Origin of the sequence: Solibacillus sp. NPDC093137 (assembly GCF_050280445.1) — a bacterium.
Classification (GTDB): domain Bacteria; phylum Bacillota; class Bacilli; order Bacillales_A; family Planococcaceae; genus Solibacillus; species Solibacillus isronensis_B.
Genome location: NZ_JBNNVH010000007.1, coordinates 95,715 through 117,909, shown reverse-complemented (window position 1 = coordinate 117,909; position 22,195 = coordinate 95,715). Strand labels below are relative to the sequence as shown.

The window sequence follows — 22,195 nt, the reverse complement described above, 5'->3', positions numbered from 1 at the left end:
AATTATTTAACTTCTACTGAAGCGCCAACTTCTTCAAGTTTAGCTTTGATAGCTTCAGCTTCATCTTTAGAAACGCCTTCTTTAAGAGCTTTAGGAGCGTTATCTACAACTTCTTTAGCTTCTTTTAAGCCTAAACCAGTGATTTCACGAACCACTTTGATTACTTTGATTTTTTCTCCACCAGCAGAAGCTAATACTACGTCAAACTCAGTTTTTTCTTCAGCAGCGCCTGCAGCACCACCAGCAACTACTGCTACTGGAGCAGCAGCTGTTACACCGAATTCTTCTTCGATTGCTTTTACTAAATCGTTTAATTCTAGAACTGTCATAGCTTTGATAGCTTCTAAGATTTGCTCATTGTTCATTTTAATTTCCTCCTATGGAATGTTTATTAGTTTTAGGCAGTTTGCCTGATTTTTGAAGTTATGCGGCTACTATTAAGCGCCTTGCTCTTCTTTTTGTTCTGCAACAGCTTTTGTTGCAAGTGCGAAGTTGCGCACTGGAGCTTGAAGTACAGATAAAAGCATTGATAATAGACCTTCGCGAGATGGAAGTTCTGCAAGAGCTTTAACGTCTTCAACTGATGCCACAGTACCTTCGATGATACCAGCTTTAATTTCTAACGCTTCGTTTTTCTTAGCGAACTCGTTAATAATTTTAGCAGGAGCTACTACGTCCTCGTTAGAGAATGCGATAGCGTTAGGACCAGTTAAGAATTCATTGATTCCTTCTAAACCAGCAGCTTCAGCAGCACGGCGAGTTAAAGTGTTTTTGTAAACTTTGAACTCAACACCTGCTTCACGTAATTGCTTACGTAATTCAGTAACTTGCGCTACAGTTAAACCACGGTAGTCTACAACTACTATAGAACCAGCAGCAGAGAATTTATCAGCGATTTCTTGAACTTGAACTTTTTTAGTTTCGATTGCTTTGCTCATGATGACACCTCCTATTAGAATGAGTCATTTATACCGACAAAGAAAAGCCTCTATATCAATAATAGACATAGAGGCTGAAAGTACATCATCTTAAAAAGAATCCGAACTCCTATGTCCTCGGTAGGATCATTAAGTGCATATGGCACCCCTACTGTCTACGGTACAAATGGATGATTCACAACAGCATTCATCTTACCAAGTAAGAAGCGCGTTGTCAACAAATTTTATTTTACGGCTTTTAAAAACCGGAAATTATTTAACTGTTACGTTAGCAGCGTCAACTTTTACAGCAGGACCCATTGTAGTTGTAAGGTTTACAGACTTCATGAAAGTACCTTTTGAGGCAGCTGGCTTAGCTTTTTGAATTACTTCAAATACAGCTAAGAAGTTTTCTACTAATTTTTCTGTTTCGAAAGAAACTTTACCGATTGGCGCGTGGATGATACCAGCTTTTTCAGCACGGTATTCTACTTTACCAGCTTTAATTTCTTCGATTGCTTTTGTTACGTCAAATGTAACTGTACCTGTTTTAGGGTTTGGCATTAAACCTTTAGGACCTAATACACGACCTAATTTACCAACTTCACCCATCATGTCAGGAGTTGCAACGATTACATCGAAATCAAACCAACCTTGTTGGATTTTTTGGATGTATTCTGCATCGCCTACATAGTCAGCGCCAGCAGCTTCTGCTTCTTTAAGTTTATCGCCTTTAGCGAAAACTAATACGCGTTGAGTTTTACCAGTACCGTGTGGTAATACTACCGCACCACGGATTTGTTGGTCGTTTTTACGAGTATCGATACCTAATTTGAATGCTACTTCTACAGTTGCATCAAAGTTTACAGTGCTTGTTTTTTGCGCTAACGCTACTGCTTCTTCAACAGAGTATAAAGTTGCGCGGTCGATTAATTTAGCTGCTTCTTGCAGTTTTTTACCTTTTTTAGCCATTATAATTTCCTCCTTGATTGTGGTTGTAACGGATTTGACCTCCCACGAATAAAGGTTGCGCACTCATCAAACAAGTATCCGAGTGCAGCAACCTTCCAAAAACAAAAACATCATCAAGTGTTGAAGATGGGATTAGTCTTCGATCGTAATACCCATGCTTCGCGCAGTACCTTCAACCATTAACATAGCAGCTTCAACTGAAGCAGCGTTAAGGTCTGGCATTTTTTGTTCAGCGATTTCGCGAACTTTATCACGTTTAACCGTTGCAACTTTTTTACGATTTGGTTCACCAGATCCAGATTGGATACCAGCAGCTACTTTAAGTAATACTGCAGCTGGCGGAGTTTTCGTAATAAAAGTGAATGAACGGTCTTCAAATACTGAAATTTCAACTGGAATGATAAGACCAGCTTGATCAGCAGTACGAGCGTTAAATTCTTTACAGAATCCCATAATGTTTACACCTGCTTGACCTAATGCAGGACCAACCGGTGGCGCTGGGTTTGCTTTACCAGCAGGGATTTGAAGTTTTACAACTTTAATAACTTTTTTAGCCACGAGACACACCTCCTTAAGTCCGTGATGTGGTAACTGGGTTGCCCCTCCCACTCAAATATCTGTTCGTCAGCTAACTTGCCGATAACATTAAAACTAATTATAATCACACGCCCAAAACTTGGACAGTCTGACCTTTGAAATGATAACACTTTTAAATTACTTAATCAAGTGTAAATAATTCTATATTTTTTGAACTTGGTTAAAGTCTAGCTCCATTACCGTTTCGCGACCGAACATATCAACAAGAACTTTTAATTTTGCTTTGTCGACATCTACTTCTTCTACGCGGCCTTGGAAATGTGCAAATGGCCCTTCAAGAACTTCTACAACTTCACCAACAGAAATTTCAACTTCACCTAATAATGTTTCATTCATACCCATTTGTTCAAGCAGACGTTCCGCTTCTTCCGGTAATAATGGAGTCGGTTTTACACCGCCGCCTGAAGAACCGATAAATCCTGTAACACCAGGTGTATTACGAACGACATACCAAGCATCGTCTGTCATAATCAATTCTACTAAAACGTAACCAGGGAAGATTTTACGCATTACTGCTTTTTTCTTACCGTCTTCTTTTACATCGATTTCTTCATGCTCAGCTACGATTACACGGAAAATTTTATCTTGCATCCCCATCGTTTCCACGCGTTTTTCAAGATTTGCTTTTACTCGGTTCTCATAACCAGAATACGTATGAACTACATACCAATTTTTCTCCATATAGGTAGGACTAAATCGTCCGTCCCTCCTTTACATTAAGTGTGTTAGGGTATATATTTCCCTGTTCACAAAACTTCAATAATCTATTTCTTTAAATTAAGCTGTCAGCATTTTTTAACAAATGAAAAAACCCGTTATATGGCATGGACGGGCTATTTCGAAATATTAACATGATATTGCTTACAGAGACAAGAACCAACGGAATAATTCTGAGATTCCTAAATCTATTGCTGTAAAGAATAACGCCATCACGATAACTGTTGAAACAACTACTACCGTATACTTCGTTAACTCTTTACTTTTCGGCCAACTTGTTTTGCGCATTTCCGAGCCGACTTCTTGTAGAAAGTTTGTTACTTTACTCATCTTTGCCTAACCTCCGAACAACGAATTAATCTATATTTCATTTATAACGTTTGTTTATGCATTGTATGCTCATTGCAATGAGAGCAAAATTTCTTCAGTTCTAAACGCTCGGTTGCCCCTTCTTTTTTCGGGACGTTGTAGTTTCTTGAACCGCATTTTTCACAACTTAAAACGACTTTCTTTGCCATGTTTATCACCTTTTCGGCAGTTTGTCCTTTAAAGACTAACACCTAAATTTCCCACTGTCAATAAAGGCTCGTGGTGTTTAAGTCATTTCTTTTAATTCAAGATGACGCTCCAATTTGCGCTTCACCCGCTGTAATGCATTATCGATGGATTTCACATGGCGGTCCAATTCTTCAGAAATTTCATTATAGGATTGTCCTTCCAAATAACGAACCAATACTTGCTGTTCGAGTTCGCTTAACACTTCGCCCATCTTCTCTTCCAAATAAAGATAATCTTCACGATTGATCATCAAATACTCAGGGTCGTCCGAAATCGGACTCGTAATAATATCCATCAACGTGCGCTCTGATTCTTCATCGTAAATTGGCTTATCTAAAGAAACATATGAATTTAGCGGAATATGCTTTTGTCTAGTAGCCGTTTTAATCGCCGTAATAATTTGCCGTGTAATGCAAAGTTCTGCAAAGGCACGGAATGACGCCAGCTTGTCCTCTTTAAAATCACGAATCGCCTTATATAAGCCAATCATTCCTTCTTGGATAATATCTTCTTTGTCCGCCCCAATTAAAAAATACGACCGTGCTTTTGCCTTAACAAACAATCGGTATTTTGAAATTAAAAAATCTAGCGCATCTGTATTGCCAAGATGCACTTGTTCTACAAGCTCTTCATCTGTCAAATGTTCAAAACGTAGTACCATTTGTAACTTCTCACTTTTAAGCAATGAAAATCACCTCAGTTACGCTAGAATAATTAGGAATAGTATAACTTAATTGGAAATTGCGGGCAATCTATTACTTGAGCCCTCTTCTCCATTTTTCAAATTGTAGTTCTACTTCTTTTGATAGCTTAATTCTTGAGGCCGGTTTTTCGTCGGTCGATTCTTTTACTTTGGATGAAATTTTAGACTGAATAATTTGCATTTCAATTTCAAGCTCACGTGCCGATTTTCTTAATGCACCATGACCAAATACAACATTTTGTTCAGTCATATCGGATGTTGCGACGTGTATTTGGATTTTTCGTCCTTTTAATTCGTTCGATAATTTTTCAATGCGCTCGTCCGCTGTTTCGTTTTTACGTGTATAAAGCACTTCCACAGCATGCTGAATATAAAGTTGCTCAGTGCCTGGTACAAGATGGGCGTCAAATACAACGATAACACGCCAGCCTGTATGTGCTTTATACTCCGCCATTCGTTCAATTAACCGATCACGTGCATCTTCAAAGTGAGGCTCACGTAACGGACGTAGCTCACTCCATGCACCGATCATGTTATAGCCGTCTACTAGCAATATGTTTTGCATGACCTCATCCGTTAGCTTCTTGTCGTTTGCGGTACACTTCATACATAAGTAATGCCGCTGCTACGGAAGCATTCAATGATGTTACATGACCAACCATTGGCAAGTGATATAAGAAGTCACATTTATCTTTCAAAAGACGGCTCATTCCCTTACCTTCACTACCAATAATTAATGCAAGCGGTAATGTTGCATCCATTTTACGATAATCTGCAGAACCTTTTGCATCTGTTCCGGCAATCCATACACCGCGTTCTTTTAGCTCATCCACCGTTTGGGCTAAATTGGTTACACGTACAACAGGTACATGCTCGATAGCACCTGTTGAAGCTTTAGCAACAACTGCTGTTAAACCGACTGCGCGACGCTTTGGAATAATGATACCATGTGCACCGATCGCATCTGCTGTACGCATAATCGAACCTAAGTTATGCGGATCTTCCAACTCGTCCAGTATTAAAAAGAACGGGTCTTCGCTTTTTGCCTTCGCTGCGGCAAATAGATCGTCCAATTCTGCATAGTCATATGCCGCGACTGATGCCACGATTCCCTGATGGTTTTCTGCAAGTTTATCGACTTTTTGCTTTGGTACAAACTGTACGAGGACACCTTGTTCTTTCGCTAAGTCCATTAGCTCCTGCACACCTGTTTTCTTAACGCCTTCAGCAATCCATAACTTATTGATTTCTCGGCCTGCGCGAAGTGCCTCAAGTACCGGATTTTTTCCTGCAATCATTTCTCCTGATAGCTCTTCCTGGGCAGATTGCGGCTTTTCTTGTTGCTTTTTCTCCTGAGTTTTAAAAGTATCTGCTTTTTTATCGCGACCTTTAAAATCTTTTGGTTTACGATTTTGCTGTCTTTTCTCTGCCATAGTTACACTCCTTTTGCCTGTTCGACAATTTCGATTGCGTAATCGATTATTTCATTTGCGCGATGATGTTCTTTGCTAAGGAATAAGAAGCCTAAAACCGCTTCAAATCCAGAGCTATTACGATATGTTCGGACATCTGTATTTTTCGGAACAGATCCTGATTTGGCATTGCGTCCTCTACGGAAAACAGCTTGCTCTTCTTCTGTTAAATAATTCTCATCAATCATGCGATGTACAATATTGGACTGGGACTTGGCCGAAACGTATTTCGTCGCTTCTTTATGCAATGTGTTAGGCTTTGCACGGCCCGACAATATTAAATGTTCCCGAATTCTTTGCTCAAGCACGGCGTCGCCCATATAAGCGAGCGCCAGTGCATTTAGCTGTATGACATCATGTGGTGTTAAATTTTGCATTTACTGACCTCGTTTCCAGCGTGTACCTTGACGAGTATCCTCAAGAACAATATCCATGCCCAGCAGTTGGTCGCGGATTTCATCTGAACGAGCAAAATCACGATCTTTACGGGCTTGGTTACGTTCCTCGATTAATGCCTCGATTTCTTCATCGAGTAATCCTGCTTCTACTTTTATATGAATACCTAGTACATTTCCAATTGTATCAAACATCGTTAAAATTGCCTGTAATACTTCTTTATCCGTATTGGCTTCGTTTAAATACACATTGGCGATATGGGAAAGTTCAAATAATGCTGAAACCGCATTTGCTGTATTAAAGTCATCGTTCATCGCATTTTCGAAATCAACTTTTATCTGACTAATTTTTTCAAGCCACTGCTCGCTGTTATCCCCTAAACTTGCCGAAGATGTTAGACGGTGCTCGACATTCGTATAGGATGTACGAATACGGTCCAAACCGCTTTTCGCTGCTTCCACTAAATCCTGAGCGAAGTTAATCGGGTTACGGTAATGAACTGACAGCATAAAGAAACGCAACACTTGCGGGTCGATTTGCTTGCGGATATCATTCACTAATATAAAGTTACCCAATGATTTCGACATTTTTTCATTATCAATATTAATATAGCCATTATGCATCCAATAACGCGCAAACGTTTTATCATTATGCGCTTCGGATTGGGCAATTTCGTTTTCGTGGTGAGGGAATGTTAAATCCTGTCCGCCTGCGTGAATATCGATTGTATCACCTAAGTGCTCACGTGCCATTACAGAACATTCAATATGCCATCCCGGACGTCCTTCTCCCCATGGTGATGCCCACTTAATTTCGCCTGCTTTTGCAGCTTTCCATAACGCGAAATCCAATGGGTCTTCTTTTTTCTCGCCCGCTTCAATACGCGCTCCAACTTTTAAATCATCAATTGATTGGTGACTTAACTTTCCGTAGCCATTAAATTTACGTGTACGGTAATAAACATCGCCTTGGGATTCATATGCATAGCCTTTGTCGATCAGCACTTTAATAAACGCGATAATATCATCCATATGCTCTGTTACACGAGGGTGCGCATCCGCCTTTTGGCATCCCAGTGCTGTAATATCTTCAAAATAAGCAGCAATAAAACGATTTGTTAATACAGAAGTTTCTTCGCCTAACTCATTCGCTGCTTTAATAATTTTGTCATCTACATCGGTAAAGTTCGAAACGAATTTCACTTCATAACCTGCATATTGTAAATAGCGGCGTACTGTATCATAGACGATTACCGGGCGGGAATTTCCAATATGAATGTAATTGTATACAGTTGGTCCGCATACATACATTTTTACTTTACCTTCCTCCAACGGAATAAATGGTTCTTTTTGTCTTGTCAACGAATTGAAAATTTGAATCGTCATATTGCCTCTCCTTTTTCATTGTACTCTTTAAATATTCATTGGGTTAATTTGTAATTTAAATAAAAAACGCCTCCATCACCTCAAGAAGGTGACAGAGACGCTAGATGCGCGGTTCCACTCTGGTTGAAAAAGTAGCCATACTTTTTCCGCTTGAAGTCCTGTAACGTGGACAAATCGATTTAACCTACTTCAAGTTCAGTTAAATACTCAAAGGTGCATTTCAGCTTTGCCTTAACCTGGATCACTTTCAGCCGGTGGTGATCCTCTCTAATAAGGGGTGCGCAGCGTACTTCTCCTTCTCAACGTGCTATCATTATGGAATTTACATTCATTTTACATCTATTTTCAGAAAAATCAATCATTATATCCATTCAAAGAATTCTGTAGTTATTTCCAAATTCTCAAAAATGAATTACTCTGCAAATTTTTCAACACGAGCAATTGTTTTTTCCTTGCCGATTAAAGCGATGGCATTCGGCAATTCCGGACCATGTGTTTGACCAGTTGTCACAACGCGGATTGGCATAAACAGATTCTTACCTTTTACGCCTGTTTCTTTTTGCACAGCTTTAATCGCTGCTTTAATTGAAGCGGCATCAAAAGATTCTAAAGCCTCTAATTGAGTTTTAAATGAAGCCATAACAGCCGGCACAGTTTCACCAGTTAACACTTCATTTGCTTCTTCATCATATGCAATTTCTTCTGTGAAAAATAGGCTCGATAATTCTACGATTTCTGCCCCGAAGCTCATTTGCTCATGGTAAAGTGCGATTAAATCAGAAGCCCATGCATGTTGCTCTTCCGATAGCTCTTCTGGAAGTAAACCTGCTTTTTGTAAATGTGGCAATGCTAAAGCAACTACCTCTTCATGAGACATTTTTTTAATATATTGGTTGTTCATCCATGTTAATTTTGTTTTATCGAACATTGATGGTGATTTTGACAAGCGTTTTTCATCAAACAGCTTTACAAATTCGTCATGTGAGAAGATTTCTTCTTCTCCCTCAGGTGACCAGCCAAGTAATGCAAAGAAGTTAAACATCGCTTCCGGTAAGTAGCCTAGGTCCTTGTATTGTGTAACGAACTGGATGATTGACTCATCACGTTTTGATAATTTTTTACGATCTTCATTTACGATTAATGTCATATGACCATATTGCGGATATTCCCATCCGAATGCGTCAAAAATCATCATTTGTTTTGGAGTATTTGATAAATGCTCTTCCCCACGGAATACATGTGTAATTTCCATGAAGTGGTCATCCAGCACTACCGCATAATTGTAAGTTGGGATACCGTTTGCTTTTACAAGTACCCAGTCGCCGATATCTTTTGATTCGAACGATACTTCACCGCGAACTAAGTCAGTGAACTGATACGTAACATTTTCAGGAACACGCATACGAATTGTGTGCGGGATACCAGCAGCTTCTTTTTCAGCAACTTCCTCGGCTGTTAAATGACGGCATTTCCCATCATATGCAGGTGCAGCAACACCTTGTGCTTTTTGTTTTTCGCGTGATGCTTCAAGCTCTTCTGAAGTACAGAAACATTTATAAGCTTGTCCGTTTTCCAGCATTTTTTCTGCATGCTCTTTATAAATATCAAGACGCTCCATTTGACGGTAAGGTGCATATGGACCTCCGATATCAATCGACTCATCCGGCATAATGCCTAACCAGCGTAAGTTATCAAGTTGAGAAGCTTCTCCACCCTCTACATTACGTTCAATATCTGTATCTTCAATACGTACTACAAAAGTACCGTTGTGATGTTTTGCATATAAATAGTTGAATAAAGCTGTACGTGCGCCACCGATATGTAAAAATCCTGTTGGCGATGGTGCATAACGAACGCGAACTGTTTTCGTCATAAAATTTGCCTCCTAATTTTAGCGTTAAAACGCTCGACCTTTTTCGCATATAAAAAAGTTTACTTTTATATGTATATGAACGGACATTATATTGTCCAATATCGGCACAATAGATGTCTTTTAAACTTTAACCATTCTACCACTGTAAGTTATTAAATTAAAGTAGCGTGTGTCGATTTTTGACACACGCCCTCATTTTTAAGCTTTTACTAAAAGAATCGTTGCCATTGCTGCAATTCCTTCTTCACGGCCAACAAAACCTAACTTCTCCGTTGTTGTCGCTTTTACATTTACTTGCGAAGGTTCCGCATTCAGTAATTGTGCGATACGGTTTTGCATTTGTGAGATATATGGAGCCATTTTCGGACGCTGTGCCATAATTGTACAATCCACATTGCCTAATTTATATCCACGTTCTTCTACCATCTTCCAAATATATTCAAGTAACTTCGCTGAATCTGCATCTTTCCACTCCGGATCTGTATCAGGGAAGTGACGGCCAATATCCCCTTCTCCAATTGCACCTAATGCCGCGTCTGTCACTGTATGTAAAAGTACATCGGCATCCGAATGACCTACTAAGCCGCGCTCATGCGGTATTGTAATACCACCTAAAATTAATGGACGTCCTTCTGCAAATTCATGAACGTCAAATCCTTGTCCAATTCGAAACATATCGTTGCTAGCCTACAAAGTAAACTAGCCTTCACCTTCTTTCTGCTAATCTCATTATCATTAGTATAATCAACTTGTCCGGAAAAAGCCTCGCAAACCTATTTTCTTTTCAAGGTATCTTCTATTTTCGTTGTTTTAAAATAGCTTCCCCAAAAATCAGATCTTCCTGCGTTGTCATTTTTACATTTTCATAACTGCATTCCACGATATGAATATCATGTCCTAAACGTTCCACAAGCATTGCTTCATCCGTCCCTAAAAAATCTGCCTTTTCGGCTTCGTCTTCAGCTTCTGCCAATAAATCGTAACGGAACGCTTGCGGTGTTTGAACCATCCATAAAGAATCGCGGTCAACAGTTTCTTTAATTAGGCCGTTATGGACGACCTTCATTGTATCCTTTGCACGAACCCCTGCAATAGCCGCTCCTTTTTCATAAGCGACTTTTGCAAGTTCGGCAATCTTTGAAATCGTAATAAAAGGTCTTGCAGCGTCATGAACAAGGACAACATCCACTGCACTCATTTCTTTAATGCATGCATGCACTGAGTGTTGGCGTTCCTCACCACCTGTAGGCATACCTTTTACTTTTGCAATATTATACTTTTTGATGAGCGACTGGATAAATGGACGTTCCTCATCTTTTACGGCAAGCCAAATACCCGTACAGTTTTCATCTTGTTCAAAAACAAGAAGTGTATGAACTAAAATCGGTTTATCCGCTAAGTTTAAAAATAATTTATTTTGCCCGGCACCCATGCGCTTTCCGCTTCCTGCTGCCGGTAAAACAACTTCATAACGCAAAATGCTTCACATCCTAATCCTCTTTTGGCTTGGCAAAAATCATTCGCCCTGCCGACGTTTGAAGTACGCTCGTTACCGTAACAGTAATCGCCTGGCCAATATAGCTTCGGCCACCTTCTACTACAATCATTGTTCCGTCATCTAAATAGGCGACACCTTGATTGTGTTCTTTCCCGTCTTTAATGACAACGACTTGCATATCTTCACCCGGAATAACGACCGGTTTCACCGCATTTGCCAAATCATTAATATTCAATACTTGTACACGGTGCAGTTCACAAACTTTATTTAAGTTGAAATCATTCGTCAATATTTGAGCACTCATGTTTTTTGCTAAGCGAACCAGCTTTAAGTCCACTTCGGACACATCATCAAAATCAACTTCCGTAATAAGCACCTTCGAAGCACGTTCGTCCTGAAGACGTTTTAAAATATCGAGACCTCTGCGACCACGCGTACGCTTCAATGTATCAGATGAATCCGCAATATGCTGGAGTTCTGTTAATACAAACTGAGGTACGACTAAAATCCCTTCAACAAAACCTGTTGTTGAAATATCGGCAATACGCCCATCAATGATGACACTCGTATCAAGTAATTTATACTGCTCCTGAACTTCCTTGACAGATCCGTCACTTTGACGCTTTTTCGTGGATTTCCCGGAAAAGATCTGCAATAGCTCATCCCGTTTACTGAAACCTAACCGGAAACCGAGATAGCCCAGAACAATGGATAAAATAGCAGGAACAACAGCGGTAATAACGGGAATGTTCATTTGATTGATTGCGACCCCGACCAATGTTGCTACACATAGTCCTACGATTAAACCGAGTGTACCAAACAGTAAATCTGCTGCAGGCAATTTGAATAATACTTCCTCTAACCAAGTAATTAATTTTACAAAGTAATCAGATAATGCAAACGATAAAACGAATAATAAAGCAGCACCTATCGCAACACTGAAGTATGGATTATTAAGCCAAGGATTGGATGATAAGTTCATGAATGCATATAAGGGCGGTAAGAAAATAAGGCCTAATGCTCCACCGATAAATAAAAATGCTACTTGAATTATTTTCTTCAACATTTGTTTCACCTCCAGTTAATAATTATACATCTAAAGTTTCATTCATGCGAAGTCCAGGTACCAAAAGCAAGGGCAAATAATCAACAAAATACAATTACATTCCAATATTAGGATTTTACCCATTTTTTAAGTTTATTCCCTATTTTTTTTAGTTAAATTTACGCGATATTAATTCAAAAATGACATACTTCATTCTAAATTCCCACTACCAGTAGTTTAGTTAAATTAATGCATATATTATTTTAGTATAATAGAAAAATTAAACTTAGAAGAGGAGAATACGTTTTGAATACTGCAAAAGAAGTAAAAATTTCTACTGCTGACCCGTCTGCAATTGGTTTGTTCGGTTTGGCGATTGTAACATTTGTTGCTTCCACTCAAAAATTAGGCTGGACAGATGGCTTAGGTTTGGTTATTCCTTGGGCAATATTTTTAGGAGGTATTGCACAATTTTATGCATCAGTATTAGATTCAAAGCATAATAATACATTCGGTACGACGGCATTCGGCGCATATGGTTTGTTCTGGATGGGTGTAGGCATGAGCTGGTTCGTTCAAGCCGGTGTATTTGGTGCAACATTACAGGCGTCTGCTGATACAACTCAGCTCGGTGTTGTGTATTTAGGTTATTTAATCTTTACCCTATTTATGACGATTGGTGCAGCTGAAACAAATAAAGTTCTATTCGCCATCTTCGTAATGATCGACTTCTTATTTATCGGCCTGGCATTAAGCTCATTTGGAATTATGGAGCACGGCATGCATTTACTTGCAGCCTACTCTGAGTTAATCATTGCTCTGTTATCACTTTACGGTGCGGGTGCTAATGTATTGAACAAGCATTTCGGCTTCAACTTCCTGCCGATTGGAAAGCCTTTTGGCATTTTCACAAGAGAAGCATTTTTAAAGAAGGAAAAAACAGTAAAAGCATAAAGAAAAAAGGCATGAAAAGTATTTTCACTTTTCATGCCTTTTTTGAACATATTACCAAAAACATATTCTCTATAAATTTTGGAAAGATTCCCGCAGTGCATCACTGATTGTTTCGACGCCAACGACTTGAATGTCCGGCGGGAATTCCCACCCGCCAATATTAGAAGCTGGAATAAAGGCGCGTTTAAATCCTAACTTTGCTGCTTCCTGTACACGCTGTTCAATTCTCGAAACGCGGCGTACTTCACCAGTTAACCCTACTTCCCCGATAAAGCAGTCTGTCGGACGTACTGTCTGGTCTTTAAAGCTTGAAACAATACTTGTTAATACAGCTAAATCAATCGCCGGCTCATCCAATTTCACGCCACCCGCAACTTTAATATACGCATCCTGTGCCTGAAGCATCATGCCCATGCGTTTTTCCAATACCGCCATTAAAAGCTGGACACGGTTTTGATCAACCCCTGTTGCCATACGCTTCGGATAATTGAAACTCGTTGGTGTAACAAGAGACTGGATTTCTACCAAAATCGGACGTGTCCCTTCCATCGATGCAACGATCGTTGAGCCAGGGGCACCTTGCGAGCGTTCCTGTAAAAACAGCTCAGAGGGATTCAATACTTCCTTTAACCCTCCATGAAGCATTTCAAAAATCGCAATTTCATTTGTAGAACCAAAACGGTTTTTCTGACTTCGTAAAATTCGGTGGTTATGGTGGCGTTCCCCTTCAAAGTAAAGCACCGTGTCTACCATATGTTCTAAAATACGCGGTCCGGCAATCTGACCTTCTTTTGTAACATGACCAACAAGGAAGATAGCAATATTTTTAGTTTTTGCAATGCGCATCAGTTCCGCTGTACATTCACGTACTTGCGACACACTGCCCGGTGCACTTGTTATTTCCGGGTGGTGTACCGTTTGAATCGAATCGACAATAACAAATTTCGGTTGTACTTCATCAATTGTCTGATTTAAAAACTCCAGATTCGTTTCCGAGTAAATATAAAGCTCCGGCGTATGTACACCTAAACGTTCAGCACGCAGCTTCGTCTGACGTACAGATTCTTCACCGGAAATATATAAAACACGTTTTCCCTGATTGGAAAGAAGCGCTGATACTTGCAGTAATAAAGTCGATTTCCCGATACCTGGATCACCGCCTATCAATACAAGTGAACCTGGTACGATACCGCCTCCGAGTACACGGTTGAACTCATTCATTTCTGTGGCGATACGTGTTTCTTCCTGTACCTCCACATGAATAATAGGTGTTGCCTTTGTAGCTGTTGTAGAATGCTGGAACGCACCACGCGGACCTTTTGTGATGACTTCGACTTCTTCATTCATCGTATTCCATTCACCACAGCCAGGACAGCGCCCCATCCATTTTGCCGCCTCATAGCCACAGCTGCTGCACATAAATTTAGACTTCTTTTTTGCCATTTTGCTAGCTCCTTCGAATGTGTGTTCCTATAATTGTACACGAAACAAAATCGAATACCCACTAATCTGCCGCAAAATTCTTTTTCGGTTAGCGTTTCCTACAAAAATAATTTTGGTTTAGCGAGAATTCTCCGATTCCTAACGACGATAGTATAAAAAACAGACGAAGCAGGAATTACCCGCCTCGTCTGTTTTATTAATTCGTTGCTACTTTTTCTTGTGTTCGTACGATAAACTCATCATCTGCATAATCAAGTACGACTGTTTGCGTCTTATCCAATGTACCTTTTAAAAGTTCTTCGGATAAGCGGTCTTCTACATGTTTTTGTAATGCACGGCGCAATGGACGCGCACCATATTGCGGATCATAGCCTTCTTCCGAAATTTTAACAAGCGCTGCATCCGTAAGCTGCAGTTCGATATCCTGCTCTTTTAGACGCTTCGTTAAAGAGTTCGCCATTAATGATACGATTTCTTTTAAGTGATCCTTTTCTAATGAATGGAACACGATCATTTCATCAATACGGTTTAAGAACTCTGGGCGGAACGCTTTTTTCAGTTCTTCCAGCATTGTGCTCTTCATGTCTTTATCTTTCGATGCATTTAGACCAGCACTGAATCCTACATGCTTGCGATATTTCAGTGCATCTGCCCCAACATTCGATGTCATAATGACAACTGTATTGCGGAAATCGACAACACGACCTTTTGAATCAGTTAAGCGGCCGTCTTCCAGCACTTGTAATAAGATGTTGAACACATCCGGATGCGCCTTTTCGATTTCATCCAACAGTACAACCGAATATGGTTTACGACGGACTTTCTCTGTTAATTGGCCTCCATCTTCAAATCCTACATAGCCCGGAGGCGAACCGACTAAACGAGAAGTCGAATGTTTCTCCATATACTCTGACATATCTACACGGATCATCGCATCTTCATCACCGAACATTACTTCAGCAAGTGCTCGCGCAAGTTCTGTTTTACCGACACCTGTAGGACCAAGGAAGATAAATGAACCGATTGGACGTTTTGGATCTTTTAAGCCTGCACGTGCACGGCGGATTGCACGGGAAATTGCCTCTACCGCTTCACCTTGACCAACCACGCGTTTGTGTAACTCTTCCTCAAGGTTTAATAACTTCGCAGATTCTGCCTGTGCGATTTTTGAAACCGGAATTCCCGTCCACATCGCTACCACTTGCGCGATGTCGTCAACATATACTGTAGACTCTTCTTTGCCTTGTTTTTCTTTCCACTCTTTTTTCAGTTGTTCAAGCTCTTGTTTCAGCTTCTGCTCTGTATCACGCAATGCAGCAGCTTTTTCAAATTCCTGTCCTGAAACTGCGGCATTCTTTTCAGACTTAATGCCTTCCAATTTATCTTCCAACTCTTTTAAATTAGGTGGAACAGTATAAGAGCGTAAGCGCACTTTCGAACCAGCTTCATCGATTAAGTCAATTGCCTTATCCGGTAAGAAACGATCTGAAATGTAGCGATCTGATAATTTGGCAGCTGCTTCTACCGCTTCATCCGAAATTTTCACACGGTGATGTGCTTCATAGCGGTCACGTAAACCATTAATGATTTGGATTGTTTCTTCAACAGATGGCTCATCAACTTGGATTGGTTGGAAACGACGCTCTAATGCCGCATCCTTTTCGATATATTTGCGGTACTCATCCAATGTTGTTGCACCGATACATTGCAGTTCGCCACGAGCCAATGATGGTTTTAAAATGTTCGATGCATCAATTGCACCTTCCGCGCCACCTGCACCGATCAATGTATGAAGCTCATCGATGAATAAAATAATATTGCCAGCCTGGCGAATTTCATCCATTACTTTTTTCAGACGGTCTTCAAATTCCCCACGATATTTAGTACCTGCAACAACTGTACCCATATCAAGCGTCATTACACGTTTATCGCGCAGTGTTTCCGGAACTTCATTATTGATAATTTGCTGTGCCAATCCTTCTGCAATAGCTGTTTTACCGACACCTGGTTCCCCGATCAGTACCGGGTTGTTTTTTGTACGGCGTGACAGTACTTCTACAACACGTGTAATTTCTTTTGAGCGGCCAATAACCGGGTCAAGTGAACCTTCACGCGCTACCGCTGTTAAATCGCGGGCTAAACTATCAAGTGTTGGTGTATTTACTGTTTGCGTCATGCTGGAGTTACCGCTATTGTTAGAATCATTATTGCCTAATAACAGTAAAACTTGCTGGCGTGCTTTATTGATGCTTACACCTGTATTCGCCAATACGCGGGCAGCAACCCCTTCACCTTCACGAATTAAAGCTAATAAAATATGCTCTGTTCCGACATATGCATGCCCTAATTTACGTGATTCATCCAATGAAAGTTCGATTACCTTTTTAGCACGTGGTGTGTAATGTACGATTGGACCTACATCTTCAGTACCTTTTCCAACGAGTTCCTCAATGCCAGTTTCAATCATTTGAGGGCTAATATTAATTGCTTCTAAAGCTTTAGCGGCAATTCCGCCACCTTCACGAATTAAGCCAAGTAAAATATGTTCAGTTCCGATTTCTTTATGCTTAAGACGAATTGCCTCTTCCTGAGCAAGTTGTAATACCTTCTGAGCACGTTGTGTGAATCGATTAAACATCATAGAAAATCCTCTCCTTTTTCCCCATTGTTTGTAGCTTCATCTTGCTCGTTTAACTTTTCTTGCAACAGCTTCGCACGATACATATCGCGTTCTGCCGGTTGTAACGTAGTACCAATATATTGCTGAATGAGTCCAGGTTGCATAATAAGCATGCACTCATTTAGTTTACGCTGTGAAATTGCTTCTAATAATCCTAAACTTACCCCAAGACGCACATTTGATAAACAGCTAGCCGCTTCTTCACTCGTTAAAATTTTTGCGTACTTCAATGTACCAAGTGAACGGCTTAAGCGGTCTTCCAACACCGAGGGAGCACGCATCAATAAATTTTTACGTGCAAGCTCTTCCTTTTTGATTACTTGCTCCACAACTTCCTGCAGCTCCTGTAAAATCGTTTCTTCTGATTTACCTAATGTGATTTGGTTTGATATTTGATAAATATTCCCTAAATTTTCACTGCCTTCCCCATATATACCCCTCACAACCATTCCTAATCTTGTCATCATCTGAATTAATGGATTCATCTGTTTCATCATTGTGAGTGCTGGTAAATGGAGCATGACAGAAGCTCGAAGTCCTGTTCCGACATTTGTTGGGCAACTTGTCAAATAACCATAGCGGTCTTCATATGCATACGCGATTGACTTACTTAAGTAGCGGTCAATATTACGAGCCTTATCAAATGCTTCTTTTAAATTCATCCCTTGCGTAAGACTCTGTATGCGAATATGATCCTCTTCATTTACTAATATGCTAATGGATTCATCTTTTGTTAAAAAAAATGATCCAATTTTTTTTCTTCTTGCCAAATTCGGACTGATCAAATGCTTCTCCACTAAAATTTGGCGTTGTAAAACCGGCATATCTTTTATTTGGAAATAGGAAAACTGATACGGATTATCATATGAAGACAATAATGACTGCATCATTTTTTCTTCGATTAATTGGGCTTCCTGTTCTGTAAAACTAATCGGAAATCGAGTATTGGCAATATTACGAGCAAGCCGAATGCGTGTGCTAATGACGATATCTGAATCGCTTTCGTGCTGCATCCAGCTGGGACTGGCATTCGTTAAAAAATGCTCGATGTTCATGCGTTCCCCTCACCTTCCTGTCTTATTTTACTTTCCAATTCCCTTACTTCATCACGTATGGAAGCTGCATCTTCAAATCGCTCTTCCGCAATTGCTTGCTGCAGTGATGTTCGGAGCTCTTGGATTTGTTGTTCTACCTTTTCCTTTGAAGGTCCTTCTTCCATATACCCTACATGCTGAGTACCTGCCTGAAGACGTTCAAGCAGCTGGGGTAATTGCTCGCTAAATGTTTCGTAACATTGACCGCATCCGAATTTGCCTTGCTTTAAAAACTGTCGGTACGTAAACCCGCAGGAAGGACAGGATTTTGGGCTGTTTGTATTAGTTGTCGTGCTTTCTTTCTTTGCATTCACAGGTACAAAATTGAACCAATTTGAAATAAGCTGCTGAAGAGATGCAGGCTCTTCATTTACGTCAAATTGAAATGGATGAAATTGAGTGGCACATACTTCACAGTAGTGACGCTCTACTTTTTGACCATTGTGAACTTGAGTAACGGTAACATTGGCGTGACGCTGTTTACAATGCTCACATATCATAATAATCCACCTCTACTTTTCAAAAGAAATCGTTTGTAGCATTGCGTGCATAATGCGTGCTCTTAGCTGATCACGCAGCGGCAAAGCTACCTGTAATGTGACACGATCTAAAGCGGCCTTCATAATGCTTGCTTCTCGTTCTGTAACGATATCCTCATCCAATAAACGGAAAATAATACGCTCAGCATTAGTCTGGGCAATGGCGTTACCTATTTGTGTTTCCATTTCGTCAAGTAAATTTTTCTTCGAGTGGATTGTTACACGCAAAATCCGAATATAACCGCCACCACCCCGCTTACTCTCTACATAGTAACCATGCTCGGTCGTGAAACGCGTATTGATAACGTAATTGATTTGAGAAGGGGCACAGGCAAATTGCTTTGCCAATTCATTTCGTTTTATTTCAATAAGTCCCTGTCCCTCTAATTCAATAACTTCCTTCAAATACCCTTCAATTATGTCAGATATATTCCTCATGCTGTCTCTCACCTCTCATCAACTGACTTTGACTATCTTTGACTTAAATATACAATATTTATTTTTTGAAATGCAACTAATCACTCTTGTTTTAGGTTTCCCTATTTTTACATTAATAAATCCCTTTTTATGTAAAAAAGCGATAAGGTGTTTTTAAACAAACCTTACCGCTTTTATGAACTTTGCCAGAATGAGGGTAAATTATACCCAGCGTCCGACAATTGGATAATTCCAGTGCTGATCCGATAATGCTTTTACAATACCGATGACCGGGGCAATCCAGAAGATGAGTAAAAATACTAATAGGAATGGTAAACCTATTAACAATACAGAAAGGACTCCTGCTATCGCTATTAAAATTCCGAATACGACCTGGAATAGTAATGCTTGGATTGCTGTACGCTTCACTTCATCTTCAGAACTTATTAAGAAAAACAGAATCGGTACAAGGAACGGTGCAAAGAATGCACTGGCATGAATGATGATTTTCGACCATTTAGATTCCATTTGTTATCAACCTCACTTTAGTTTATTAGCTTATTTACGGATAATATTCATAAAAGTTTCATAGAGAGGACAAAAAATCCCGAATTTTTATTTCGAGATTCTTGTGATGTCTAAATTTAATCAATATGGGCCTCTATCTTTCGGGTTGTCCCCTTCTTGAGGAAATAAAAAGTAGGAAATAACCGCGGTTAAGATGGTTGCTCCAATAACTATTAAAATCCGATCGCGGTCACCTACTTCTGCATAATTGTTTACGAGCATAATATACGATGCGATTGCCACCCCAAGCGACAATGGTAAAACAAATTTCAAACGCCCTTTATGAAACTTCATCATTACAACGCCTTTCATTATTTACTGCATCCATTTTAATAGTTATATACCTCAAATACAAATTAATGTAAATTTTTAATCTTTATAGAAATATTAATGATTTAATCCGATATAAACAGTAAAATAGTATTATTTAATAATACATGAATCGAGGAAGAACATGGGTATTCTGTTTTCAAGAGCAACAAAAGTTTCAAACAAGCCTTATTTTGATATTGCAAATTATGCACAGCAAGTAAATCTGGATGTATCAAACTATCCTAACTTACATAAACAGCTTCAATTGCTAAAATTGACGAAAGAGGATTTAGCCGTAATTAAACAGCTAGAACCTTTTGCTCAACAAGTTGTTCCAGTTATGGTGGAAAAGTTTTATGGTGCAATCAGCTTAAGTTCGGAGCTTGTAGATATTATAGGAAGTTCAGCTCGAATGGAGCGTCTTAAAGGTACACTAACAAGGCATTTAGAAGCAATGTTCAACTGTAATATCGATTCACGTTATATTGAAGAACGACAAACGATTGCGCATGTCCATGTCAAAATCGGCCTGCAATCAAAGTGGTATATTGCATCATTTCAATCGCTAATGACAACGTTTATCGACTTTATCAGTAAAATTGAAATGCCGAATGAAGAGATGGCTAAAGCAATTAATGCTTTTTCAAAACTAATCAACTTCGAGCAGCAGCTTGTGATTGAAGCATATGAAAAAGAAGAGCAGCGCATTCGTACTGAAAGTTTGGAAATGAAATACCGAATCGTAGAGCGAATTCAACATACTGCACAAGAGTTAACGCATATTAGTGATCAGACAAATGCCTCATTACAGGAAATTGCGAGTCAATCTGAAGAAATTGCTTCCAACACAAAACAAGGATTAAATTTAGTCGCGGAAACCGAAAATAAATCAACGACAGGTACTACATATTTAGTTAACCAGACAGCAATTATGACAAACATTTTAGACCGTGTGGACATACTTGAGTCATCAATGGTTAAACTGCGTCAATCATCTAAAAAAATTGCTGAAATTGTAGGATTAGTAACAGGGATTGCCGATCAGACAAACTTGCTTGCATTAAATGCATCTATTGAAGCAGCACGTGCAGGTGAACATGGGAAAGGATTTGCCGTTGTAGCTGATGAAGTCCGAAAGCTTGCTGAGGAAACTAAAAATGCGGTACAAAACGTTTCTCATTTAATTAAAGAAACAGAACTTAGCATTTCACAAATGTCCGATTCTGTTTCAAGTGTTGATGAGCAGGTAAAAATGAGCGTGGATACACAAAAAAGCTTGGCAGATTCTTTTACATCCATAACGGAAGCAGTACATGGAATTAAAACGCAATATGAAAACACGAATGAGGACATTCATGCCATTTCTTCTGTTATTACCGGTTTGACACATACAACAAATGATGTCATGACATCATCCGATTCACTGCTCCACATTGTTCAGGAACTGCATGATTAATTTCGCTTAAATACTAAAGGGATATCAAATGGCATTTTGCATTTGATATCCCTTTTTTTATGCACGGCGCTTTTTTGATAATGCTCGCTTTTGTTTTCGATGTTCCTGACGAATTGGGCCTGTTTCAAATAAATGACGTTCGAAATCCGTCTCCGGTTCAACACCCGGTACTTCTTTCGGCTTGCCGTTTTCGTCAATCGCTACCATCGTTACGAATGATTCCGTCGTCAGTTTCTTTGCACCTGTTTTAATATTTCTTGATACAACTCGTACATATACTTCCATCGAAGTACGACCTGTTCCAGATACAACAGCTTCCAACTCAATCATATCGCCTGCATAGGCAGAGGAAACGAAGTCTACTGAGTCAAAAGAAGCAGTAACGACTTCACCTTGACAATGTTTCATTGCTGCAATCGCAGCAATTTCATCAATATATGCTAACACTTTCCCTCCAAATATCGACTGATGATGATTTGTATCAGGAGGCAGTACTAATCGTGTTTGGATAGATTTTGAAAAGCTCATTGGCAGAGTATTTTTCATAATCTTCCTCCTTTCTAGACTACACTCCATGTTACTATTCGGAAGATGGAAGTG

The 22,195-nt window shown here is 39.6% G+C and carries 26 protein-coding genes and 2 other annotated features; of the genes, 2 read left to right on the top strand and 24 right to left on the bottom strand.

All coding sequences use genetic code 11. The features are described 5' to 3' along the window. Positions 1–2: 2 nt before the first annotated feature. The 16 genes from rplL to ACQKN3_RS17730 form a co-directional block, all read right to left on the bottom strand. On the bottom strand, positions 3–365 hold the full coding sequence (gene rplL, locus ACQKN3_RS17805) for a 50S ribosomal protein L7/L12 (protein ID WP_079523499.1): 363 nt from the start codon (positions 363–365) through the stop codon (positions 3–5). A 72-nt stretch (positions 366–437) separates the two neighbouring features. Beyond that, positions 438–938 carry a 50S ribosomal protein L10 gene (gene rplJ, locus ACQKN3_RS17800; protein WP_008406995.1) on the bottom strand — a complete coding sequence of 167 codons (501 nt, stop codon included), beginning with the start codon at positions 936–938 and terminating at the stop codon, positions 438–440. Positions 939–970: 32 nt separating this feature from the next. Next, positions 971–1,117 (bottom strand) — a sequence feature (ribosomal protein L10 leader region). Positions 1,118–1,190: 73 nt separating this feature from the next. Further along, positions 1,191–1,889, bottom strand: coding sequence for a 50S ribosomal protein L1 (gene rplA / locus ACQKN3_RS17795; RefSeq protein WP_251690890.1), 699 nt, complete (start codon positions 1,887–1,889; stop codon positions 1,191–1,193). 132 nt (positions 1,890–2,021) lie between these two features. Further along, positions 2,022–2,447: a 50S ribosomal protein L11 gene (gene rplK, locus ACQKN3_RS17790; protein ID WP_008406998.1), complete on the bottom strand. Its 426-nt coding sequence runs from the start codon at positions 2,445–2,447 to the stop codon at positions 2,022–2,024. Between the two features lie 180 nt (positions 2,448–2,627). After that, positions 2,628–3,167, bottom strand: a complete 540-nt coding sequence (gene nusG / locus ACQKN3_RS17785; protein ID WP_251690892.1) for a transcription termination/antitermination protein NusG — start codon at positions 3,165–3,167, stop codon at positions 2,628–2,630. A 180-nt stretch (positions 3,168–3,347) separates the two neighbouring features. Further along, on the bottom strand, positions 3,348–3,533 hold the full coding sequence (gene secE, locus ACQKN3_RS17780; RefSeq protein WP_008407002.1) for a preprotein translocase subunit SecE: 186 nt from the start codon (positions 3,531–3,533) through the stop codon (positions 3,348–3,350). A 41-nt stretch (positions 3,534–3,574) separates the two neighbouring features. Further along, positions 3,575–3,721: a 50S ribosomal protein L33 gene (gene rpmG, locus ACQKN3_RS17775; RefSeq protein ID WP_079523505.1), complete on the bottom strand. Its 147-nt coding sequence runs from the start codon at positions 3,719–3,721 to the stop codon at positions 3,575–3,577. A 77-nt stretch (positions 3,722–3,798) separates the two neighbouring features. Beyond that, on the bottom strand, positions 3,799–4,422 hold the full coding sequence (gene sigH / locus ACQKN3_RS17770; protein WP_169797433.1) for an RNA polymerase sporulation sigma factor SigH: 624 nt from the start codon (positions 4,420–4,422) through the stop codon (positions 3,799–3,801). A gap of 94 nt (positions 4,423–4,516) precedes the next feature. Further along, complete coding sequence (locus tag ACQKN3_RS17765) at positions 4,517–5,029, bottom strand: NYN domain-containing protein (RefSeq protein ID WP_008407006.1); 513 nt, start codon at positions 5,027–5,029, stop codon at positions 4,517–4,519. Positions 5,030–5,033: 4 nt separating this feature from the next. Next, a complete protein-coding gene (rlmB, locus tag ACQKN3_RS17760) occupies positions 5,034–5,762 on the bottom strand; it encodes a 23S rRNA (guanosine(2251)-2'-O)-methyltransferase RlmB (protein WP_251691065.1) in 729 nt (242 codons plus the stop codon). Between the two features lie 137 nt (positions 5,763–5,899). Beyond that, positions 5,900–6,313, bottom strand: a complete 414-nt coding sequence (locus ACQKN3_RS17755) for a Mini-ribonuclease 3 (protein WP_251690896.1) — start codon at positions 6,311–6,313, stop codon at positions 5,900–5,902. Then, complete coding sequence (gene cysS / locus ACQKN3_RS17750) at positions 6,314–7,717, bottom strand: cysteine--tRNA ligase (protein ID WP_251690899.1); 1,404 nt, start codon at positions 7,715–7,717, stop codon at positions 6,314–6,316. It lies immediately after the preceding gene. 90 nt (positions 7,718–7,807) lie between these two features. Further along, positions 7,808–8,029, bottom strand: a binding site (T-box leader). A 100-nt stretch (positions 8,030–8,129) separates the two neighbouring features. Further along, positions 8,130–9,590, bottom strand: a complete 1,461-nt coding sequence (gltX, locus tag ACQKN3_RS17745) for a glutamate--tRNA ligase (protein WP_251690901.1) — start codon at positions 9,588–9,590, stop codon at positions 8,130–8,132. A gap of 198 nt (positions 9,591–9,788) precedes the next feature. Then, complete coding sequence (ispF, locus tag ACQKN3_RS17740; protein ID WP_251690903.1) at positions 9,789–10,265, bottom strand: 2-C-methyl-D-erythritol 2,4-cyclodiphosphate synthase; 477 nt, start codon at positions 10,263–10,265, stop codon at positions 9,789–9,791. A gap of 121 nt (positions 10,266–10,386) precedes the next feature. Then, positions 10,387–11,067 (bottom strand): 2-C-methyl-D-erythritol 4-phosphate cytidylyltransferase, encoded by a 681-nt coding sequence (ispD, locus tag ACQKN3_RS17735; RefSeq protein WP_251690905.1) that lies wholly within the window; start codon positions 11,065–11,067, stop codon positions 10,387–10,389. Positions 11,068–11,080: 13 nt separating this feature from the next. Beyond that, positions 11,081–12,154 carry a PIN/TRAM domain-containing protein gene (locus ACQKN3_RS17730; RefSeq protein WP_251690907.1) on the bottom strand — a complete coding sequence of 358 codons (1,074 nt, stop codon included), beginning with the start codon at positions 12,152–12,154 and terminating at the stop codon, positions 11,081–11,083. A gap of 285 nt (positions 12,155–12,439) precedes the next feature. Here ACQKN3_RS17730 and ACQKN3_RS17725 point away from each other — a divergent pair, with 285 nt between their 5' ends. Next, positions 12,440–13,087 (top strand): acetate uptake transporter, encoded by a 648-nt coding sequence (locus ACQKN3_RS17725; protein WP_413079654.1) that lies wholly within the window; start codon positions 12,440–12,442, stop codon positions 13,085–13,087. A gap of 69 nt (positions 13,088–13,156) precedes the next feature. Here ACQKN3_RS17725 and radA read toward each other — a convergent pair whose 3' ends face one another. From radA to ACQKN3_RS17690, 7 genes are all read right to left on the bottom strand, one after another. Then, positions 13,157–14,530, bottom strand: coding sequence for a DNA repair protein RadA (gene radA / locus ACQKN3_RS17720; protein WP_251690911.1), 1,374 nt, complete (start codon positions 14,528–14,530; stop codon positions 13,157–13,159). 196 nt (positions 14,531–14,726) lie between these two features. Beyond that, the gene (locus tag ACQKN3_RS17715) at positions 14,727–17,171 is read right to left on the bottom strand and encodes an ATP-dependent Clp protease ATP-binding subunit (RefSeq protein ID WP_251690913.1); all 2,445 of its coding nucleotides are present in this window, start codon (positions 17,169–17,171) and stop codon (positions 14,727–14,729) included. Continuing rightward, complete coding sequence (locus ACQKN3_RS17710; protein ID WP_251690915.1) at positions 17,168–18,265, bottom strand: protein arginine kinase; 1,098 nt, start codon at positions 18,263–18,265, stop codon at positions 17,168–17,170. The genes ACQKN3_RS17715 and ACQKN3_RS17710 overlap by 4 nt, the downstream gene beginning before the upstream one ends. Continuing rightward, positions 18,262–18,804: a UvrB/UvrC motif-containing protein gene (locus ACQKN3_RS17705; protein ID WP_251690918.1), complete on the bottom strand. Its 543-nt coding sequence runs from the start codon at positions 18,802–18,804 to the stop codon at positions 18,262–18,264. Before ACQKN3_RS17705 ends, ACQKN3_RS17710 begins: the two co-directional genes overlap by 4 nt. A gap of 12 nt (positions 18,805–18,816) precedes the next feature. After that, on the bottom strand, positions 18,817–19,281 hold the full coding sequence (locus tag ACQKN3_RS17700) for a CtsR family transcriptional regulator (protein WP_427713693.1): 465 nt from the start codon (positions 19,279–19,281) through the stop codon (positions 18,817–18,819). A 201-nt stretch (positions 19,282–19,482) separates the two neighbouring features. Beyond that, positions 19,483–19,788: a DUF4870 domain-containing protein gene (locus ACQKN3_RS17695; protein WP_079523518.1), complete on the bottom strand. Its 306-nt coding sequence runs from the start codon at positions 19,786–19,788 to the stop codon at positions 19,483–19,485. Between the two features lie 120 nt (positions 19,789–19,908). Beyond that, positions 19,909–20,139, bottom strand: a complete 231-nt coding sequence (locus tag ACQKN3_RS17690) for an acyltransferase (RefSeq protein WP_251690922.1) — start codon at positions 20,137–20,139, stop codon at positions 19,909–19,911. A gap of 142 nt (positions 20,140–20,281) precedes the next feature. Between ACQKN3_RS17690 and ACQKN3_RS17685 the strand changes: the two genes are divergently transcribed. Further along, on the top strand, positions 20,282–21,595 hold the full coding sequence (locus ACQKN3_RS17685; RefSeq protein ID WP_251690924.1) for a globin-coupled sensor protein: 1,314 nt from the start codon (positions 20,282–20,284) through the stop codon (positions 21,593–21,595). Positions 21,596–21,652: 57 nt separating this feature from the next. Here ACQKN3_RS17685 and ACQKN3_RS17680 read toward each other — a convergent pair whose 3' ends face one another. Next, a complete protein-coding gene (locus ACQKN3_RS17680; RefSeq protein WP_008407032.1) occupies positions 21,653–22,141 on the bottom strand; it encodes an acyl-CoA thioesterase in 489 nt (162 codons plus the stop codon). Between the last annotated feature and the right edge of the window lie 54 nt (positions 22,142–22,195).